General features: G+C 56.1%; 16 protein-coding genes. 10 read left to right on the forward strand and 6 right to left on the reverse strand.

Going from position 1 to position 19042, the window contains the following annotated elements:
• Positions 1-16: 16 nt before the first annotated feature.
• The gene (ettA, locus tag K1Y02_17250; GenBank protein MBX7258111.1) at positions 17-1693 is read right to left on the reverse strand and encodes an energy-dependent translational throttle protein EttA; all 1677 of its coding nucleotides are present in this window, start codon (positions 1691-1693) and stop codon (positions 17-19) included.
• Positions 1694-2021: 328 nt separating this feature from the next.
• On the opposite strand from ettA, the gene K1Y02_17255 reads away from it, so the two are divergent.
• Both K1Y02_17255 and K1Y02_17260 read left to right on the forward strand, forming a co-directional pair.
• Positions 2022-3011 (forward strand): NAD-dependent epimerase/dehydratase family protein, encoded by a 990-nt coding sequence (locus K1Y02_17255; protein MBX7258112.1) that lies wholly within the window; start codon positions 2022-2024, stop codon positions 3009-3011.
• Positions 3008-3742: a glycosyltransferase family 2 protein gene (locus K1Y02_17260; GenBank protein ID MBX7258113.1), complete on the forward strand. Its 735-nt coding sequence runs from the start codon at positions 3008-3010 to the stop codon at positions 3740-3742. The genes K1Y02_17255 and K1Y02_17260 overlap by 4 nt, the downstream gene beginning before the upstream one ends.
• An 8-nt stretch (positions 3743-3750) precedes the next feature.
• Here K1Y02_17260 and K1Y02_17265 read toward each other — a convergent pair whose 3' ends face one another.
• Together K1Y02_17265 and K1Y02_17270 are read right to left on the reverse strand one after the other, a co-directional pair.
• Complete coding sequence (locus tag K1Y02_17265; GenBank protein MBX7258114.1) at positions 3751-3981, reverse strand: hypothetical protein; 231 nt, start codon at positions 3979-3981, stop codon at positions 3751-3753.
• A gap of 55 nt (positions 3982-4036) precedes the next feature.
• On the reverse strand, positions 4037-4879 hold the full coding sequence (locus K1Y02_17270) for a MoxR family ATPase (GenBank protein MBX7258115.1): 843 nt from the start codon (positions 4877-4879) through the stop codon (positions 4037-4039).
• Between the two features lie 419 nt (positions 4880-5298).
• Here K1Y02_17270 and K1Y02_17275 point away from each other — a divergent pair, with 419 nt between their 5' ends.
• The 3 genes from K1Y02_17275 (at position 5299) to tatA (ending at position 10019) form a co-directional block, all read left to right on the forward strand.
• Complete coding sequence (locus tag K1Y02_17275; GenBank protein MBX7258116.1) at positions 5299-5991, forward strand: class I SAM-dependent methyltransferase; 693 nt, start codon at positions 5299-5301, stop codon at positions 5989-5991.
• Between the two features lie 66 nt (positions 5992-6057).
• The gene (locus K1Y02_17280; protein MBX7258117.1) at positions 6058-8964 is read left to right on the forward strand and encodes an insulinase family protein; all 2907 of its coding nucleotides are present in this window, start codon (positions 6058-6060) and stop codon (positions 8962-8964) included.
• A gap of 860 nt (positions 8965-9824) precedes the next feature.
• Positions 9825-10019, forward strand: coding sequence for a twin-arginine translocase TatA/TatE family subunit (gene tatA, locus K1Y02_17285; GenBank protein ID MBX7258118.1), 195 nt, complete (start codon positions 9825-9827; stop codon positions 10017-10019).
• Between the two features lie 1167 nt (positions 10020-11186).
• Here tatA and K1Y02_17290 read toward each other — a convergent pair.
• Positions 11187-12557 (reverse strand): sigma-54 dependent transcriptional regulator, encoded by a 1371-nt coding sequence (locus tag K1Y02_17290; protein MBX7258119.1) that lies wholly within the window; start codon positions 12555-12557, stop codon positions 11187-11189.
• A 45-nt stretch (positions 12558-12602) separates the two neighbouring features.
• Here K1Y02_17290 and K1Y02_17295 point away from each other — a divergent pair, with 45 nt between their 5' ends.
• The 4 genes from K1Y02_17295 to K1Y02_17310 all read left to right on the forward strand — a co-directional run bounded on the left by K1Y02_17295 (position 12603) and on the right by K1Y02_17310 (position 15917).
• On the forward strand, positions 12603-13169 hold the full coding sequence (locus K1Y02_17295; GenBank protein ID MBX7258120.1) for a DUF3568 domain-containing protein: 567 nt from the start codon (positions 12603-12605) through the stop codon (positions 13167-13169).
• 220 nt (positions 13170-13389) lie between these two features.
• A complete protein-coding gene (locus K1Y02_17300) occupies positions 13390-13656 on the forward strand; it encodes a hypothetical protein (protein MBX7258121.1) in 267 nt (88 codons plus the stop codon).
• 87 nt (positions 13657-13743) lie between these two features.
• Positions 13744-15081 carry a diguanylate cyclase gene (locus K1Y02_17305; protein MBX7258122.1) on the forward strand — a complete coding sequence of 446 codons (1338 nt, stop codon included), beginning with the start codon at positions 13744-13746 and terminating at the stop codon, positions 15079-15081.
• A 23-nt stretch (positions 15082-15104) separates the two neighbouring features.
• Complete coding sequence (locus K1Y02_17310) at positions 15105-15917, forward strand: sugar phosphate isomerase/epimerase (protein MBX7258123.1); 813 nt, start codon at positions 15105-15107, stop codon at positions 15915-15917.
• A 130-nt stretch (positions 15918-16047) separates the two neighbouring features.
• Here K1Y02_17310 and K1Y02_17315 read toward each other — a convergent pair whose 3' ends face one another.
• Both K1Y02_17315 and K1Y02_17320 read right to left on the reverse strand, forming a co-directional pair.
• Positions 16048-17058 (reverse strand): GHMP kinase, encoded by a 1011-nt coding sequence (locus K1Y02_17315; protein MBX7258124.1) that lies wholly within the window; start codon positions 17056-17058, stop codon positions 16048-16050.
• Positions 17059-17179: 121 nt separating this feature from the next.
• Positions 17180-18553: a hypothetical protein gene (locus tag K1Y02_17320; protein MBX7258125.1), complete on the reverse strand. Its 1374-nt coding sequence runs from the start codon at positions 18551-18553 to the stop codon at positions 17180-17182.
• Between the two features lie 67 nt (positions 18554-18620).
• Between K1Y02_17320 and K1Y02_17325 the strand changes: the two genes are divergently transcribed.
• On the forward strand, positions 18621-19042 hold a 422-nt coding region (locus tag K1Y02_17325), incomplete at its 3' end, for an FAD-dependent oxidoreductase (protein MBX7258126.1).

A 19042-nucleotide genomic window follows, 5' to 3' on the forward strand; every position in this document is an offset into this window, starting at 1 on the left:
TTTGTTGCCTGGAGAATTACTTCACGATCTTGCGGTAGCGGGCGCGGCGGTTTTCGAATAGTTTGCTGCCCAGTTCTTTGAGGCGCCACTCTTCGTAGTCGCGATAGTTCCCTTTGAACCAACGGACCTTGCCTTCTCCCTCGAATACCAAGAGGTGTGTGCAGATACGGTCGAGGAAGAAGCGATCGTGGCTGGTCACAAGGACGCAGCCGCTGTAGTTGAGAATAGCCTCCTCCAAGAGCCGGAGTGTATTGACGTCAAGGTCATTGGTCGGCTCGTCCAGCAGGAGCACATTTGCGCCTTCCTTGAGCAACTTCGCGAGGTTACAGCGGTTGCGCTCGCCACCGGAAAGTTCACTGGCGCGCTTCTGTTGATCGGCGCCGCGAAATCCAAACCAAGAAAGATACTGACGAATGGGCACCGTCCTTTTTCCCAGTGTTACATCCGTCGCACCGCCGCCCACTTCTTCGAGCAGGCCGCAATCGCCCTTGATCGTTTCACGTTCCTGGTCGACATAGGCGATCTTCACGGTCGCGCCAGTCACTATCTCACCTTCGTCGGCAGGCTCGCGGCCCACGAGCATGCGCATGAGAGTGGTCTTGCCCGTGCCGTTGGGACCGATGATGCCCACGATGGCCGCCTTGGGCACGATGAAACTGAGGTCTTGGAAGAGCGTGGTGTCACCAAATCGCTTCGTTACGTTCTTGAACTCGATGACCTGCTCGCCCAGTTCGGGTCCTGGGGCAATTTGAATGACCGTGTTGTCGCCCTTACCCACAGCAGATTCTCTTGCGACGAGTTGTTCGTATTGAGCGAGGCGGGCGCGTGTGAGTTCGTGGCGGTCTTTGTTGCTCATGCGAATCCAGCCCAATTCGTGCTGAAGAGCGCGCGAGCGAGCCGAATCGCCCTTCTCTTGCGTGAGGAGCAAGGTCAGTTTCTGCTCCAACCACGACGAGTAGTTGCCTTCCCATGGAATACCGTGACCGCCTTCGAGTTCGAGTATCCACTTGGTTACGTTGTCGAGGAAGTAGCGATCGTGGGTGACGATGATGACCGTACCCGGGTAATCGCGAAGTTGCGTTTCGAGCCAGTCCACGGTCTCCGCATCGAGATGGTTGGTCGGCTCGTCGAGGAGGAGCAGGTCGGGGCGCTCAAGCAATGCTTTGCACAGGGCTACGCGCCGCTTTTCCCCGCCGCTCAACGAACCCACAATGCGATCGTCATCAGGAAGGCAAAGGGCTTCACTGGCTTGGTTCAAACGTTGGTCAAGGTTCCAGGCATCGGCGGCGTCCAGTTTGTCCTGGAGGACGCCCATGCGATCAATGGCGGCTTGCATTTCGTCGTCCGAGAGGGGCTCCCCCATCTTCGCGGCAATGGCTTCGTACTCATTCATCAGCGCCATGGTGTCGGAAAAGGCCGATTCCAGAACCTGGCGCACCGAAAGGCTGAGGTCCAACAAGGGCTCCTGAGCGACCATGCCTGAAGCGTACCCCTTTGACAAAGCCGCTTTCCCAAGAAACTCTTCGTCGAGCCCGGCCATGATGCGCAGCACGGTCGATTTACCGGAGCCGTTTTCACCGACGATGCCAATCTTTGCTCCGGGAAAGAAGCTCAAGTAGATGTCTTTCAGAACATGCTTCTGGCCGTAGTGCTTGTTGAGGCCAATCATCGTGAAAATATACTGCTCAGCCATGGGTGTCCTTTGTTGTGTCGTTTGAGTACGAACGGCCGCGACTGCCACCGGGAGGCGTCCATTCTAATTCGTCGAACACGTGGTTCGATGGGAAGGGCGGTATTCGCGATTGACCTATGTCATTGGGCTGCGAGATACCCTTACCCTCACAGATCGTAGAACAGGCGCGGGGCGCATATCAATGATGCGCAACCGGAACGCCGGGTCAAATCTGCGACTCAAGCGATCGCGTCGCAGAGGACAAATGCGGTCTTGATCGTCCCTTATGGCTTACCTATACTGCGATTGAACGGTCTTGGATGAGTCAGTTTTGGGAAGCGCACGCGGAATGGTGAAATCACTAAAGGGGAAGCGGGTCCTGGTTTTAGGGGGACTTGGCTTTATTGGAAGCAACCTGGCCATTCGATGTTGTGATTTGGGAGCCCAAGTCACGGTACTCGACTCGCTGATGTCGCAGGGCGGCGGAAACCCTGCAAACATCAGGGGCTACGAGGATGCGATTCGAACGATCATCAATGACGTCCGGGACTTCACCTTAGTGAATCCCGTCATTGTCGAGCAAGACTTCGTCATCAATTGCGCGGGCCACACGTCTCACACCTATTCGTTGAAAGATCCCTTCTTCGACATTGACGTGAATTGCCGTGGAGTCATGAACATCCTGGAATGTCTGCGCAAAGACAATCCCGATGCGCGTGTCGTGTACATCGGCACGAGTACGCAGTGCGGCCAGATGGTGCATAGCCCGATTGATGAACTCCACCCCGAATTTCCGCTCGATATCTACTCGGCCAACAAGAGTGTCGCGGAAAAGTACCATCTCATCTACCATCGCGTGTACGGATTGAAGACGTGTGTATTGCGGCTCGCGAACATCTTTGGGCCGCGAGCGAACATTAAGAGCAGTCAATCCGGAGTGCTGAACTTCTTCATTGGACAGGCCCTTCAGAACAAGCAGCTGACGATATTCGGTGAGGGTCGTCAAAAGCGCAATGTGCTGTATGTGGACGATTGCGTGGATGCGATTCTGACTGCGGCGACGTCGCAGTCGAGTTGGGGTGAGGTCTTTTTTGCGTCGGGAGATGAAGAGCACGCGATCACGGATTTCGCGCAGATGGTCATAGACGCCATTGGGAAGGGCTCTATAGCGCACGTTTCGTGGGACAACGACTGGAAAGGACTCGACGTAGGAAACATATCGGTCTCGAATCGGAAGATAAGGGATACGCTTGCTTGGGCTCCACGCACGTCCGTTAAAGAGGGATTGGAGTCAACCCGGGACTACTTCGGATCGCGCATGACGGAATACGTGAAATGAGCGCGCAAGCGCCGGAACGTGCGGTCAAACCGGGGATTTCCGTCTTCTATCCGTTCTACAACGATTGGGGAACGATGGGGAGCATGGTCTTGTTGACCCTTGAGACGGTGGAACGGCTTGGAGTCGAATACGACGTGACAATCGTCAACGACGGAAGTCATGATCCTCGGAATCGCGCCGTGCTGGACGAAATCGAACGTCGCTTTCCGTCCGTTCGTGTGTTGCATCACGAAAAGAATCGAGGCTATGGGGGTGCGTTGCGGAGCGGGTTCGCGGCGGGCACTCGTGAATGGATCTTCTACACGGACGGCGACGCGCAGTACGACGTGCGCGAACTTGAAGAGCTATACAAGCAGGCGGGGCCGGAGGTCGACCTTGTCCAGGGATACAAGATCGCCCGCGGCGACCCGCTGCACCGGATCGTCATCGGGCGGATTTACCACCACTTCGTTCGACTCATCTTCGGTATTCGCGTGCGCGACACGGACTGTGATTTTCGTCTCTTACGCCGTTCGATGTTTGACGACTTCACTCTGGAAAGCGACAGCGGCACGATATGCGTGGAGTTGATGTTCAGGATTAAGAAAGGTGGTTACCGAATTGTGGAAGTGCCGGTACACCACTTCCAGCGCGCACATGGACGCTCTCAGTTCTTCAACTTCCCCAGGCTGGCGCGCACCTTGCGCCAGTTGGTCCAGCTCTGGTTCAAGCTCGTCGTTTTTGGCAAGTAGGGTGCGCTTCAGTACAGTGCGCGGACGGTGATCAGCAGCCCCAGGATGAACAAGGGGACGCCTATCAGTGCTCCTATGACTGACGAAATCAGAATCCAGCCGACAAACATGAAGATGACGCCCAGCACGAGGGCCACCAGAATCCCGGTCAGTTTGACGATGTAGGTGACAAGTCTCCATGCCAAAATGATGGGCCACAACAAGATGGGCGTGCGGCGCTTGACTGCGGTAGTAGCCATAATCGAGACTCCGGGTTATTCCTCCCGGTAAGATGCGCGCTGGCGTGGCGAGGGTTTACGCGAACCTTCGGGAGCGTCCGCCATCGCGGAAAGACTGAATATCACCGGCTCGCTTCAGCAACACGCCAATCAAAGGGGGATTCTTTGGATCGGGTCGCAAACCGGTATGCTCCAAGGCGCCAATCCAGTTCAGCAATTCGCTGGTGGCAGGCGGTTTCTCAAAACCGCGTTCCCTCAGTTCGTAGAAGATGGTAATCGCGGCTTCCATCAACCCCGCGTTGGTCCGAGGATAGTGCAGTTTGACGATTTCAAGCATCTGCTCCGGGGAAGGAAACGCGATGTGGTGGCAGTAGCAACGACGCAGGAACGGATCCGAGAGCTCGCGTTTGGCGTTGGAAGTGATGAATATCGCGGGTCGAACCCGGGCTTTGATAGTCTCGTTAACTTCGCGAATCGTGAATTGGCACTCGTCGAGGATATCCAGCAAATTGTCCTGAACATCGGACTCCGTCTTATCGATTTCGTCCAGAAGAAGCACCACCTTCGTATCCGCGAGAAAGGCGCGTCCGATGGGACCCCAGATCACATAATCGAAGAAGCGGTCGACATTTCGGCCGGTGGTGCCGGTTCCGAAGCGGGCATCGTTCAGGCGAAGCACGGTATCCTGTGTATAGCAGGCTTCTTCCCCTTTGATGGTGGACTTTGCGCGGAGGATCTCGGTATTCATACCCAAGGCGCGCGCGACTTCGAGCGCCAGTTGGGTCTTGCCCGTGCCCGCCTCGCCGGTGAGGAGCAGCGGCTTCTCCATCGCGAGAGAAATATTCACAACAGACGCCAATTCGGGATCGAGGTAATAGCGATCTGTCCCACGAAAGACGAGTTCCGTTCGGCTGTGCATGGCTTCTCCAGGAGTCAGCAAACTAAGACCGTAGATAGTGTATCAGCATCAGTGCCATCCCGCAATTTGCACGGCGCAACGGAACGCCGGCGTGAATTGTCCACATGGAGCGCGTTGAGGCTTGCCTTTGTGGATTCGGAGAGTACACCATAGTTCGCGATTTGCACCGGCGCGATTGAGCGTCGGCGCGAATTGCTCACGTGCAAGACGTTCAGGTTATGCCATGAGGCTTTCTCGCGAACACACGCTGTTTTTGGAGAACCGCTTTGTTTTTCGCCGCGAGTCTCGCAAATACGCTGGTTACGAGAGAGGTTCAAGTGTGTTCGTGAGAAGTCTGGGCTAAGGTCTTGGGAATCGGCAAAGGCTGCGGATAAGAGGCTCAATTTATGATCCGAGTGTACTCAGTTCGAGCGATAAACATGCCGTTTAGGTCTATGCTCATTGCCGGGCTGGTCTCGATGGCTGGGCTATCCGCATATGTTTATGCGGGCGACGAAGCCGCCAAGGCCGAGCGAAAACCCGCGCCGGTCATGAGTCATGAGGGCGTCGATTGGCTGGAGCGGCCCGAGCGCGACAAGGAAGAGCAACCCGATGTCGTCTTGAAGGCTATGAGTCTTCGGGATGGCAATGTGGTAGTCGATTTGGGATGCGGGTCCGGTTACTTCAGCCGCCGGCTTGCCAAAAGCGTAGCGCCCTCGGGCAAGGTCTATGCGGTGGATATTCAGGCCGAGTTTCTTGAGGAGTTAAAGAAGCGGTGCAAGCAGGAAGACATCACCAACGTTGAGCCCGTCCTGGGAACTGAGGACGATCCGAAGGTGGCGCCGGGTATCGCGGATTGGGTTCTGCTCGTGGACGTCTACCATGAGTTTCAGCAACCGTCGGCGATGTTGGCGAAAATCCATGCCCTGCTGAAACCGGAAGGGCGCGTTGCCCTGGTTGAGTACCGGCTGGAGGGCGATTCGGCCAATCACATCAAGTTGGAGCACCGAATGTCCGTGGAGCAGGTGACTCGGGAGTGGAAAGCGGCGGGATTTGTGTTAGCTCAGTTGATTGAGAGCCTTCCCTCTCAACATTTGTTCCTCTTCAAGAAGGCAGCGGCCCCGTCTCAATGAGCATGAACGGGAGTAAGGTATCCGCATTCCATGATGTCGCGTAACGCGAAGGGAGAGATTGCCCCCATGGTGATACGTCGAGTCTTTGCAGCGGTCGTGTGTGCAGTAGTGCTCTTTGCCGCCTCGGCAAACGCTGGGTACCGCGAAATCCACAAACCCAACACGGCTGACCCGATGGCGGTTCGAATCTTCGAATTGGACAACGGACTGCGGGTTTACCTGACCGAAGACCACGAGTCGCCGCGCTTCTATGCGGAAATAGCCGTCCGGGCAGGCAGCAAGAACGACCCTCCGGAAACGACCGGATTGGCACATTACCTGGAGCACTTGCTGTTCAAGGGGACGGAGAACATTGGCACAACCGATTATGCGGCAGAGCGCAGTCATATCGATCGGATTACAGAACTGTATGAGGAACATTTTCGCGAGTCAGACCCTGAGAAGCGCAAGGCAATCTATGCGGAGATCAATCGCGAATCGCAATTGGCAGCGCAATACGCCATTCCCAACGAACTCGACAAACTGTATAAGACCATGGGCGGCACGGGCCTGAACGCACACACCTCCGTGGAAGAGACGGTGTACAAGGTCAATTTGCCGTCCAACCGGCTTGAGCAGTGGGCGGCAATCGAATCGGAGCGATTTTCCAGTCCCGTGTTTCGTCTATTCCAGCCGGAGCTCGAGATTGTGTATGAAGAAAAGAACCGGTCGATGGACAACAAGGAATGGGGCTTCTGGGAAGCCGTGGCGTCCGTCTTGTATAAGCACCATCCTTACGGCCAGCAGACAGTGCTTGGTTCTGTGGAACACCTCAAAAAGCCGTCCTTGGTGAACATTCACAATTTCTACAACACCTATTACGTACCGAACAACATGGCGATCTGTATTTCCGGCGACATTGACGTCGACGCCACGATGGCGATTATTGAGCGCTACTTCGAACGTTGGGAACCCAAGAAGCTGCCGAAGGCCCAGCATTGGCGTGAGAAGCCGCTACGCGGACCGGAGCGGCTGACCGTGAAGTACAAAGGAGAGCCTTACGTGCTGTTGGCATTCCGGACTGTGGCGCAAGACAGCCGGGACGCGGATGCCTTGGAACTGTTTGATATGGTTCTATCGAACGCGTCCGCGGGTCTCATCGACCTCAATCTGAACCAGCAACAGCGCGTTCGAAGCGCCGGGGCATACCCCGAGATCCAGAATGACTACGGAGCGCAATTCCTGTGGGGAATCCCCAAAGACGGCCAGTCGTTGGAGGACGTCGAGAGACTACTCTTGGAGCAGGTGGAGCTTGTGAAGCAGGGCAAGATAGAGGACTGGGTCGTACCCGCCATCATTCTCGACTACAAGAAGGGCCTGAAGGCAGGACTCGAATCGGACGAGGCGAGAGTGAAGATGATGCGGAGCAGCTTCATTTCGCACGAAGAATGGGACCATACCATCGCAAAGATTGCGCGCATGGAGAAGCTGACGAAACAAGACGTAATACGGGTCGCGAAGAAGTACTTCAAGGGAGACTACGTTGCGGGCTATCGCGTCGATGAACAACAAGAAGTGACGCGTATCGAAAAGCCCGCCATTGACAAGATCAACATCGATCCCAACCGGCAATCCGAGTTTGCGAAGAAGATACTGGCCATGCCGGTTAAGGAGATCGAGCCTGTCTTCGTCGATCCGCAAAAAGACTATAGGGTCGTGGAACTTCCTGGAGGCTCCAAGCTCTACCACGTCTCCAATCCGGTAAACGACCTGTTTTCGTTCACCATATCCGTCGACGTAGGCAATTGGGAAGACAATCGATTTGGAATAGCCACGGGCCTGCTCGACAAGTCGGGCACGGCACGGCTTAGCCCGGCCGATTTGAAGAAGGAGTGGTACAAGCTCGGGGCAAGTTTCGGAGTAGGTTCCGGCGACCAGACGACTTCACTATCGATCTCCGGGATTGACGAGAACTTTGAGAAGACGATGGCTCTTATGGCTGAGGCGTTAAACTCGCCTACCAGCGACAAGGCCGCGTTGGACGAGTTGATCCGCATTACGCTGGTACAACGGGAAGACGCGAAGAAGGACGCGCCGGTCATCGCGAATGCGCTCTCGCTGTACAACAAGTACGGCAGCGAATCGCCGATGCTTCGGGCCTTGCCTTCCGAGAACCTCAAGCAACTGACCGCAGAAGAACTTTATGCGTTGGTGAAGGGCCTCTTGGGGTACAAGGCAACGGTCTACTATGTAGGCACACTCTCGCCCGAACGGGTGAAAGAGGTGTTCGAGCGAAGCTTCCCCTGCAATGCGCCGCTTGCCGATCCCCCTCCCTATCGCCACTTGTCGCCGCGAACGCCCGAGCACAATGAGATCTACTTCTTCGACAAAGAAATGGCGCAGGCACAAATCCGGCTCGAATTCGGAACGGGTCTGGTTGACGAGAACGACTTCGTGGGTGGGCAGCTTTACAGCAACTATTTCAGCGGCAGCATGGCCGGGGTCGTGTTCCAGGAGTTGCGCGAGGCCCGCGCACTGGCCTATTCCGCCTGGGCCGTCTACAGCAGGGGCGAGCGGCTCGGTGACATGGACCTTCTCATGGGGACAATAGGGACGCAGGTTGACAAGGCGGCCGAGGCCACGACGACGTTTATCGATATTATGGATAATCTGCCGGTGTCCGAGTCGCGTTTTGCGGAGACACGCAATTCGCTGATCAGCAACTACCGGGCATCCAAGCTCGGATTCCGCCAAATCCTGCCTGCGGTTCGTACGTGGGAGTATCTTGGCTTAACGGGTGACCCGCGTAAGCAGCGATTTGAGCAGATTCAAGCGTCGAATATGGAGACGATGCTTGGTTTTTACCGGGAGAGGATTACCGGACGTCCGAAGATGATTTCAGTGGTGGGCACGAAGAACAAGATGGATATGGAGGCACTCTCCAAGGCTGGGACTATACGCGAGGTCGCACTGGACGAGATCTTCGTGAAATAGTCCACGATTTGCACCGGCGCGATTGTTCGCCGACGCAAATTGCTCACGTGCAAGACTTGGAGGTTATGCCGTGAGGATTTGTCGCGAACACACGCTGTTTTCGGAGAACCGCTTAGTTTTTCGCCGCAAGTCTCGCAAACACACTGGTTACGAGAGAAGTTCAAGTGTGTTCGTGAGAAATCAGGGATAGCCGCACGGCCGACACGTTAAAGACGGCAGCAGGGTAAAAAAAGCGAAACCGCCGACCCAAGGGTCGGCGGCAGTATTCGCGGAATTATCGGTCTCTTAGAAACCGCTGGCAAGACCCACGAAGAACGGGGTGATCTGATTGCCGACGAAAACCCAGAAAAAGAGCCAGAGAATCCACAACATGTCGATATCCTCCATCCGTTGACAAGCCAAGTTCCAACCGTCGTAGGGTACCAGACCCTTCCGCACGATGTCAACTGTGTTTTGTTGACACCACGACAATTGGGGGGAAAAACATAAGGGGCCCCTACCTAAGCAGGTGCCCCCTCAGATCGTCTCTGCTGAATGCTTAGAACGGCAGCATCGGAATCTGGAACGAGAAACCGCCAAACAGCACATCGAACAGATAAGCAAGAAACAAGATAAACATCGAACATCCTCCTTTTGGGGTCAACAAGCCTCCAACGTAACGAAACAAAGAATACCAATATGGGAAAGCAATTGTCAATATTTCTTGGACACACTACCACATTTTGTGTTAGCCTATGAGACCCCTGTACTGAAAAATACAAACGGTGGCGGCTTGCATTACCTGAAGCGCACGTCTATACTCTGTCTATAGAGGCAACATTGCTGCGGTGTCCTGAAGTCCGCAGCCGGAGAACAAAATTATGGGATTACCAGGCGGTCCGGAGTTGATCATCATATTGGTCATCGTCCTTGTCATATTCGGCGCGGGAAAGCTCCCCGGCGTGGGCAGGTCCTTGGGCATGGCCATCACCGAGTTCAAGGAAGGCATCAAGGGCGTCAAAGAAGAGACGCTTGACGCTCCCGCGAAGAAAGAAGGCGAGCCCAAGGCGGAATAGCCTGCAGGGCGCCGGGCGCCGTAAGGATCCCGGGACAACGACACAAGCGATAGACCAAGTCGGGTAGTGAAGCCGACTTGGTCTTTTTTTTGCACTCCGATGGCGAGTCAGCGCCCTTGGGGACGGGCTGAGCCGGTACCTGGGGCATTTCGCGCTTGCAGCGCTCCAGAGTGCCGAGTCAAAACATCATTGCGAATCTCTGCCCCAGGTCCCTATTCCTCAAGATCGTTAAAAAGTTGCGTATTTGGGGAGCAAGTTGTTGAACGGTTGCGTGTTGGCCGTGGTTTACGGATATGCCTGGATGTGCTGAGCCACGACAGAGGTTGCGGTTATCCGCGCCGCGCTCGGCGAGCGCTGGGGGACGCCCGGCGTGCCGACAGGTGTGTCGGCGGAGATCGGGCGCTACGGAATCGCAGCCGAGGGCGGCTGCGCCACAAGGTGCGACATCCCTAGCCTGAAGACACCCGCCATAGAGAGCGGGCGCTACAAAGAACATGACTGACGTTCAAGGTACGAGCGCGGTGTGAGTCCAAACGCAACAGACCCTGCATGAGCCTACTTCTCGAAATGTGGCCCAGGTAGCCGTAGTCGATGACTGCGGCGTGGTGCTTGCGCCCTGACAGGGCACTCGTTGGGTGGGGGCTGGAACCTGGGGTTTCGATTCGCGTCAGTGACGCGAATCTCACCCCAGGCTGGAGTCTGCCGTGCCTACGGCACTCCAGAGAAGACGCTGTCTGAGTAATTGCGAACGAAGCACAGGGTATATTGCCCACTTCCTTGTCAAGGCTGTCCGCTTGGGTTTCGTTTCTACCACTGAAACCCGCTCTCGCGCGGTCCCCCGTTCGGAATGACAAGAGGGAAATTCGCGCAGCGTGGTGTATGCCGCAGGCTGGAAATAGTGTAGATGCTCGCGGCCAAGGGAGCCGTGCCGCTTATTTGGTTTCTCCATCGGAGTTCATCGGTGTGCATCCGTGGTATAGTCTCTTCTAATTGCGGCTATGCCGCGCCAGGCTGGAGTCCGCCGTGCCTACGGCACTCAAGAAAACAGGCTGTCCGCCTCCCTGCGCTTGTGTCAGTCCCTGTTTTCCCCTGTTTTCCCCTGTTTTCCGCCGCTATTGACTGATCCTTGGGTCAACCAATATGTTGCCCTAATTACGATTCACTACACTAGCGGACGTCAAATTCCTTCAGTTTGCGATAGAGGGTGCGAAGGCCGATACCCAGGACTTTGGCGCATTTCTCTTTGTTGTATCCGCAGACCTTCATGGTTTCTTCAATAACGATTCGTTCGACCTCGCTCATGGTCGCTCCGGTAGGAATGCGAATTTCGCGCACCTCGGGAATCGTATTGCGACGGATGTGCTCGGGAATGCCTGCAACGTCGAGCACGGAACCGTTGCGGGCCATCACGACCATACCCTCAATGATGTTCTTGAGTTCGCGCACATTGCCGGGCCAATCGTAGCGCAGAAGCACGTCGATGGCGTTGCGGGTAATGCCTTCGAGTTGTTTCCCGTTCGAGTCGCAAGCAATTCGATAGAAATGGTCCACGAGGCGCGGGATGTCTTCGCGGCGCGCGCGCAACGCGGGCATGTCGATGGTCACGACACGCAGGCGATAGTACAGGTCGCTGCGGAAATGCCCCTCTTCCACCATCTTTTCCAGGGGCCGATTGGTGGCTGCGATCAAACGGACATCGACCGAAATGGTGCGCGAATCTCCAAGGCGTTCGAACTGCTGCGACTCTAAAACACGCAGCAGCTTTGCCTGCAATCCCAGAGACAACTCCCCCACTTCGTCGAGAAACAGCGTCCCCGTGTCGGCCACTTCAAAACGCCCGGCGCGAGCCTTGTTGGCGCCGGTAAAGGCGCCGGCCACGTGGCCAAACAGCTCGCTCTCTACGAGGGCTTCAGGGATGCTGGCGCAGTTGAGCTTGACGAACGGCGCGTCTCTGCGGGTACTGTTCGTGTGGATGGCTTGGGCAATCAAATCCTTGCCCGTACCCGTTTCTCCCTGTATGAGCACAGTTGAGCGCGACGGTGCAATCTGGCGAACGGCCTCATAAACCTTCACCATCTGGCGAGACTTGCCTACCAGACTCCCCAAGCCATATTGCTCGTCCAGGCGGCGGCGCAACTCGTGTTGTTCAAGAACCAGCCGCTGCCGGCCTAGACCCTGTTGAATAACCGCTTCAAGTCTACCGAGATTAAGGGGTTTCGTCTGGAAGTCGTAGGCCCCTTGGCGCATGGCCTCCGTAGCGTGTTCCACATCAGGTTCTTCAGTAATAAGGACAACGGTAATCTCAGGATTGCGATCCTTGGCGACGGCCATGAGACGCATGCCATTTATGCGTGGGGCATTCAGGTCGGTAATTAGGACGTCGAAGGTACGGTCATCGAGCCGGTTATAGGCCTTTTCACCGTCATCGACCCACTCCACCTCGTAGCCCCGCTCATCCAGGAAAGCCATAATGGAACGCGTGACGAAGGGATCGCGGTCTACGACGAGCACCGATGCCTGCGGGGACTCCATGGACATTCACAACTCCTTATAGGACAAGACAGCGTAGCAAAGGAAGGAAACATGTTCAAACGTCTTGCGGGAAAACGAATCGCGAGGTCGCTGAGATGTACTGCTGCAAATTGCGTGCTTGAAGCCCTCACGGGTCTGTGCTACAATCCGCAGTCAAACGGGGACTTACGCATGATGATGACACTGAGTCGATACATCGTTTGTTCGTTACTGCTGGTTGCCATGGTTCTTCCCGGTTGCGCGCACGCCAAGCGCGACACGGGCGGATTCGCCATGGAAGACACGATTACGGTCAACAAGAACTTGGATGACACGTGGCAGGCCACGAAAGCTGTGTTGCGCGAAATGGATCTTGAGATCTACACGCGTGACAAGCGCGGAGAATTCGTAGCGTTCACGGACATGAAGCGCTATTTGAAACTCTTCACGCCTCGGCGCACGCAACTGTCGATCAAGTTGGAGTCGGTTAGCGCGAATAGCACAAAGGTCACGGTAGAGACCTTGCAGCAGGTATATGGCGTCACGCTGCTGACCTATCCTGATTGGCATGATCGCAAGACGAGCGACAACAAGGAAGCTCAAGCGATTATCGAGGCATTGCGCGCCAAGGTAAGCTAACTGAATTCGTCAGATTTCGCAGTTTTGAGGGCGGTCTACGGGCCGCCCTCTTCCATTTTGAGTGCATGGACGCAGCAATGCCTATTGGAGGCGGTTGGGTGAGTCAGTCCGATTGCTTGGGTTCGTATCCGCAGAGGGGGCTAAGGCATTGCATTCCCCATACGTTGGCGTGTACACTTGAGTTAGAAGGAAAGTGCCAACGAAAGGAGCGTGAGTAGCCATGGACTGGAGACAAGCGCTGAAAGTCGTTTTTCTGTGTGCGCTGGTGGTGTGTGTGATTGCGGCAATCGCCGATCCGGCATTGGCAGCGGCAGCTCCCGCCCCCAAGAAGGGCGGCGACCAGAGCCTTGCCGAAAAGAAGGGCATGGAAGGGCTTTTCGCGAATAACAAGTTCGCGAAAGACGACCCTCGTAAGCCCACCAAGACCCAGAAATACCTGGGGCTTGGCTCAATTGCCGTCATGATTATTGTTGTAAAGTACTTGTAACCGCACGGGTAAACCCACGTTGTACTCCAATCGCCGCGTGTGTCCGCGGCGTTTTTGGTATACAGCGAGCCGAAAGGCACTCCTAACGTGGTTGATGGACCCATACTTCTGATTGACGATGAGCCCTCTGTGCTCGATGTGATGCGGGCCCACCTTGCCGAATTGGGCCACGAGTGCACAGGAGAAACGTCGCCCCTCCGCGCTCTTGAGTTGTTGCGTTTTCAAAGCTTCAGCTTGATGATCACCGACCTGAACATGCCGGAAATGAACGGCATCGAGATGGTTCGCCGGGCAAAAGAGATGGACCCGGATCTGGCGATCGTCGTTGTCACGGGAATGGTGGATATCAACAGCGCCATCGAGGCTATGCATTCGGGGGCAGATGACTACGTCGTCAAGCCTTTCAATTTGAGAGAAGTGGGGTTGGCGGCGTCGCGAGCGCTCGAGAAGCGCCAACTTGTCATTCAGAATCGCCGCTATCAAGAGAATCTTGAACTGCGCGTGCAGGAAGCGACAGAACACCTCGAAGCAGTGAACTCCGAACTGCGCGAGACGAAGCAGTACCTTGAGAGTCTGCTCCACAGCACGCTCGACGCCATCATCACCTCAAACGCCACCGACCATATCACCTTCATTAATGAAGGCGCTCTGCACATGCTGGGCTTCAGCCCGAAGGAACTGGTCGGTTCGGATGTTGCTCAGTTATACGTGGGCGGACCCGATGAAATGGGATATCTCCGCCGCAAATTGCACGAAGAAGGGCGGCTCCAGAACTACGAAACGGAGTTGAAGCGCAAAGACGGGACATCGCTGCCGGTCATCGTCTCGCTGTCGAGTGTGAGCAAACCGGATGGATCCCTTCACTCGATTCTGGCGATTTGCAAGGACGTCACTCTTCAGAAGCAGCTCGAAAAAGAGTTGAAAGAAATGTCCATCAAGGACAGCCTTACGGGGATGTACAACATGCGGTATTTCTACGATCGCATCCCCATAGAAATCGAGCGTGCGCGCCGTCAGAGCCACGCGCTGTCGCTGCTGCTGTTCGATGTTGACCAGTTCAAACGCTACAACGACACGAAGGGTCACCTCGAAGGCGACCGTGTGCTACAGGCGGTGGGTCACGCGGTAGTCGAATGCACGCGCGAACACGTCGACTTGGGGTTCCGGTACGGTGGCGATGAATTCACCATTCTCCTCCCCGAAACGGATGGGGAGCAAGCCACGCGAGTCGCCGACCGTATTCGGGCTTCGCTGGCGCGGCGCACTGAAGATCATTTGACCCTGAGTATCGGTGTTGCCGAGTATCGTGAGGGCACGTCGGTCAAGTCGTTTATTCAACTTGCCGACAGCATGATGTATGAATCAAAGCGATCGGGCGGCAACAAGGTCAGCCTGTATAAGCCCGAGGCGCACTCGGTCGCGTAACGGTCACGGGGGAATTCCGCTTCATGAAGTTTGGCATCTGCAATGAGATTTTTCAGCCTTGGAACAGCATTGAGCGCACCATTGATTACGTGAAAGAGATTGGCTACGACGGCTTGGAAATTGCCCCCTTCACACTCTCCAAATACGTGACCGATATCACACCCGAGACGCGGCGTACAATCGTTCGCGCGGCGGAAAAGGCAGACCTCGAGATCCTTGGGATTCACTGGGTGTTGGTTGGGCCGGATGGAATGTACCTGACGCATCCCGATAAGGAGGTACGTGACCGCACGGCGCAGTACATCATCGATTTGGCCCATTTCTGCGGCGACGTAGGTGGAACGAAGATGATCTTCGGTTCTCCCAAGCAGCGCAGCGTGATGGAAGGTGTCGCGTATCAGCAGGCGTTCGACTACGCGGTGGAAGTGTTTGAGAAGGCGCTGCCCGCGCTTGAAGAGCGTGGTGTCATTCTTTGTATGGAACCTTTGACCGAGGCCGAGACGAACTTCTGTCAGAGCGCCGCGGAAACGGTCACGCTCATCGAGCGCATCAATCACCCGAACTTCCAGTTGTTGCTTGATACAAAAGCGATGACAACGGAACCTGAGGGACGTCCGGCTACAATTCGTAAGCACGCGAAGTATCTGGCGCACTACCATGCGAACGATGCCAACCTCGAAGGCCCCGGTTGGGGCGATGTCGATTTTGGGCCCATTTTCGAGGCGCTCAAAGACATTAATTATCAGGGTTACGTCTCGGTTGAGGTGTTTATCTTCGATCCAGGCCCCGAGGCCATTGCCACGAAGAGCCTCCAGTACATGAAGCGGTTTGCTTAGGCGGGAGTCTTTCGAATGGCAGGCAAGATGCCTGCCACACGGTTGAGACAATCCTCTTCTCGCTGGCGCAGGGTTCCTGATGAACACACTGAGACTATCTCGTAGCCGGTGTGATCGCGAGCAATCCGCGCTAGTTTCCCGAGTTGGGCAGAATTGTTGGCTTCAGTACCGCCGTGTCGTGCCCTTCAAAAACCTTGACGAGCTTCTGAAACATGGCCTCGTCCTCGTAGGTGCCGACAATTGCGCCGCCCGAACCCGCAAACTTTGCGCTGGCCCCGACGGAACGCGCCCGCAGGACCATGTCGACTTGGTCCTGGGCGATGCGATAAATGGATCTGCGGCGGTCAAAATTCTTGTCGAGCCAAGGACCAATCTCTGCCCCGCGTCCCGACACCAGCAGGTCACGGACATTCTGCGCGTAGCTGGCGAAGTCCTGCATCGCCGCGATAATCTCGGGATCGCCGTTCTTCCAGCGCTCTCGAATGTTGTTGTGGAAGACCTCCGAACCCTCGGCCAGGCCCGTCCGATAGGCGATGTAGACATTGGGCAGAAGTGCGGGATCGATTTCCTCGTATTCGCCGTAGCCGCGCGATTCCATAACGCCGCGATTGAAGTCCATGAACACACACCCCTCGTACACCTGGATAACGCGGTCTTGGAGACCGGCTGAAATGCCGAGTTCTTCGATTTCCACGCTGAGAATGATGTTGGGTTGAATGTGCTTCGGAATTTCGACGTCATAGAACTCCATCAGACAGCGCAACGTGGCCGTCACAAGGGCGCTGGAGCCAGCGAGACCCACGTGCCGCGGGATCGTCGTGCGATACCGGATGAGGAAGTTCTGGTCCGGCAGCGTGATCCCGTGGGAATCGCAGTAGTCGGAGAACTTGCGGATGGTGGCCTTCACGATGCGGATGGCCCCGTAGTAGCCGTACGCGCGCACGTCGTCGACCAGGTCGCGGATGGACCGATAGACCGACCGGTCGCGCATGCTCGGGACAATCTCGACTTCCGGGTGCTCGTAAAGACTTACTTTTGCGGCGAAATCTCGAATAATGAACGAAACCGTCTTGCCGAAATAGCCGTCTGAGGGATTGCCGATAAGGCCCGCTCGCGCGTAGGCCGTTGCTTCACATGCCATTGGAAGATCCTTTACTGCATTGCCGAAAGCGAAAGGATACGTCAGGGAGAAGGGCAGGTCAATTGGCATAAGGCGACAGCGTTGCGACTCAGTACGACAACGCCAGCAGTTGGTACGAGGCTCATCGAAACACGTTCAGTTTGTACTTCTGCAGAGTCTCTCGCCCTTTCAGCACCACCTGTTCGTCAGGATAGAGGCGTCGAAGAAGCTCCGTCGATTCGCCGGAGACTAGTGCGTCTCTCGCGACGATGTGCCCGTCGTGGCGTTCATCGCAGCGATACACACCGAGCGCCGAATTTGCCGCGGCAGCAGCACCAATGACGAGTAGTGCGAGCGCCGCAAGTCGCGCGGCCATTCGCGGGATTGCATTCGCGCCAACAAACTGACTCAAGTGCACGGCCAGCGCAATCCAAAGAAGCGACGAGAACATGATGTAGCGGGGACTCAATGCCTGCACAACGCCAAACCCGGTTCGGGCTGTAGCAGTCAGGAACGCCGTCCCAACGGCGTAAAGGGCAAGACCATCGAAGAGCAACATCGCGTTGGCAGGGCCGCGCGTTCGCAACCGCATGATGAGTACTGCTAGGTAGGCGCAGAATCCGATTACGCCCATTATGGCTGCGGGCCGAGGGTCGAAGCTGGCCAATGGCGCGCCCAAGTAGGCGGCCACGTAATAGGCGTATTGCCCTGGAGACGTCACCACTCCCGCGTAGGATGGGTCGTACGAGGGTTTGTGGAAGTCCCAAACGTATGCGCCGCCCATGAGCAACGAGGTAAACGCCCATGCGAGGAATCGCCCCGGCGATAGCTGCTTGGTGCTCCATTGGGAAAGCGCGAGCACGGCCATCCCGACAGGAAGAAGGATAAGGCCATTACCGTAGGAAAAAACGGAGAGTATGGCTCCGAGCACCGCGAAGACAACGCCAGCCCCCCCGTTATCGGTGCTTGATAACCCGCCGCAGACGAGAATCGCGCCGAGGACATTGAGGTAGATGAGAAGGTGCCACCCCCACAGCAGGTTCTCCCATTGCGCGGCGGAAAAGAACAGTGTCGTGATAACGAGCCAAGCCCAGGGTGCAAATTTTGTGACACGGCCGGCTCGCAGAAATGATCGGAAAAGCAGCGCGGCGGCGGACAGGGCGAAGATCATACTGACCGCGCGTTCCCATCGCGTGTCCCAATGGCTCACGCGGGCTAGAAGGAGCATGATCAGCTTTGGAATGGGAATGCGGTGGACGTTGTGTTGCGCCCAAAGGTCACTGAATGCGATTTGCCCAGTAAATGCCTTCTCCATCAGCGGGACTAACTCCCACTGATCCATGTACGGCGCTTCGAATCCATAGTGGAAGCAGATGAACACAGCCACAAGGACTGGAAGCAGCGAGAGCAGCCAAACCGGATTGCCGCGAAATGTGGAGCCCCGCTCCGTCGCTGAGTCCTTCGCATCAGTCAATGCGGGTCCGGCAAGGTTCGTGCCGTGTGCTAAAGGCTGCAACGCGTTTACCCCCTATGTTAGGCTGCGCAAAGTATAGTGACCGGCGGGACCATCGACAACGGAAAACATGAAGACGAAAGTCGGGATCATAGGGGCAGGGATATCGGGGCTTGCGGCGGCCTTGGCGCTGGCGAAACGTGGTCTCCACGTCGAGGTCTTCGAGCGAGGCCCGGAAGTCGGGGGACTGATCTCCACGTTCGATTTCGATGGCGCTCAGGTTGAGCGCTACTACCATTTCCTATGCCGCGCGGATCACGGTTATTTCGAGTTGTGTCGCGAATTGGGGTTGTCGGACCGTCTGAACTGGCGAAGGCCCAAGACGGGGTTTCACTTTGACGGCGTCACCTACCCCTTCACCTCTCCGCTCGACCTGCTGCGCTTCTCCCCCATCCCCTTTGCGCAGCGTGTTCGTTTTGGAGTATTCGCGCTGGAAGCCCGATTGCGGCAAGAGTGGAGCCAGCTTGATGAACTTGCGGCACGGCCTTGGCT

The organism is Candidatus Hydrogenedentota bacterium (genome assembly GCA_019695095.1).
GTDB lineage: Bacteria > Hydrogenedentota > Hydrogenedentia > Hydrogenedentales > SLHB01 > JAIBAQ01.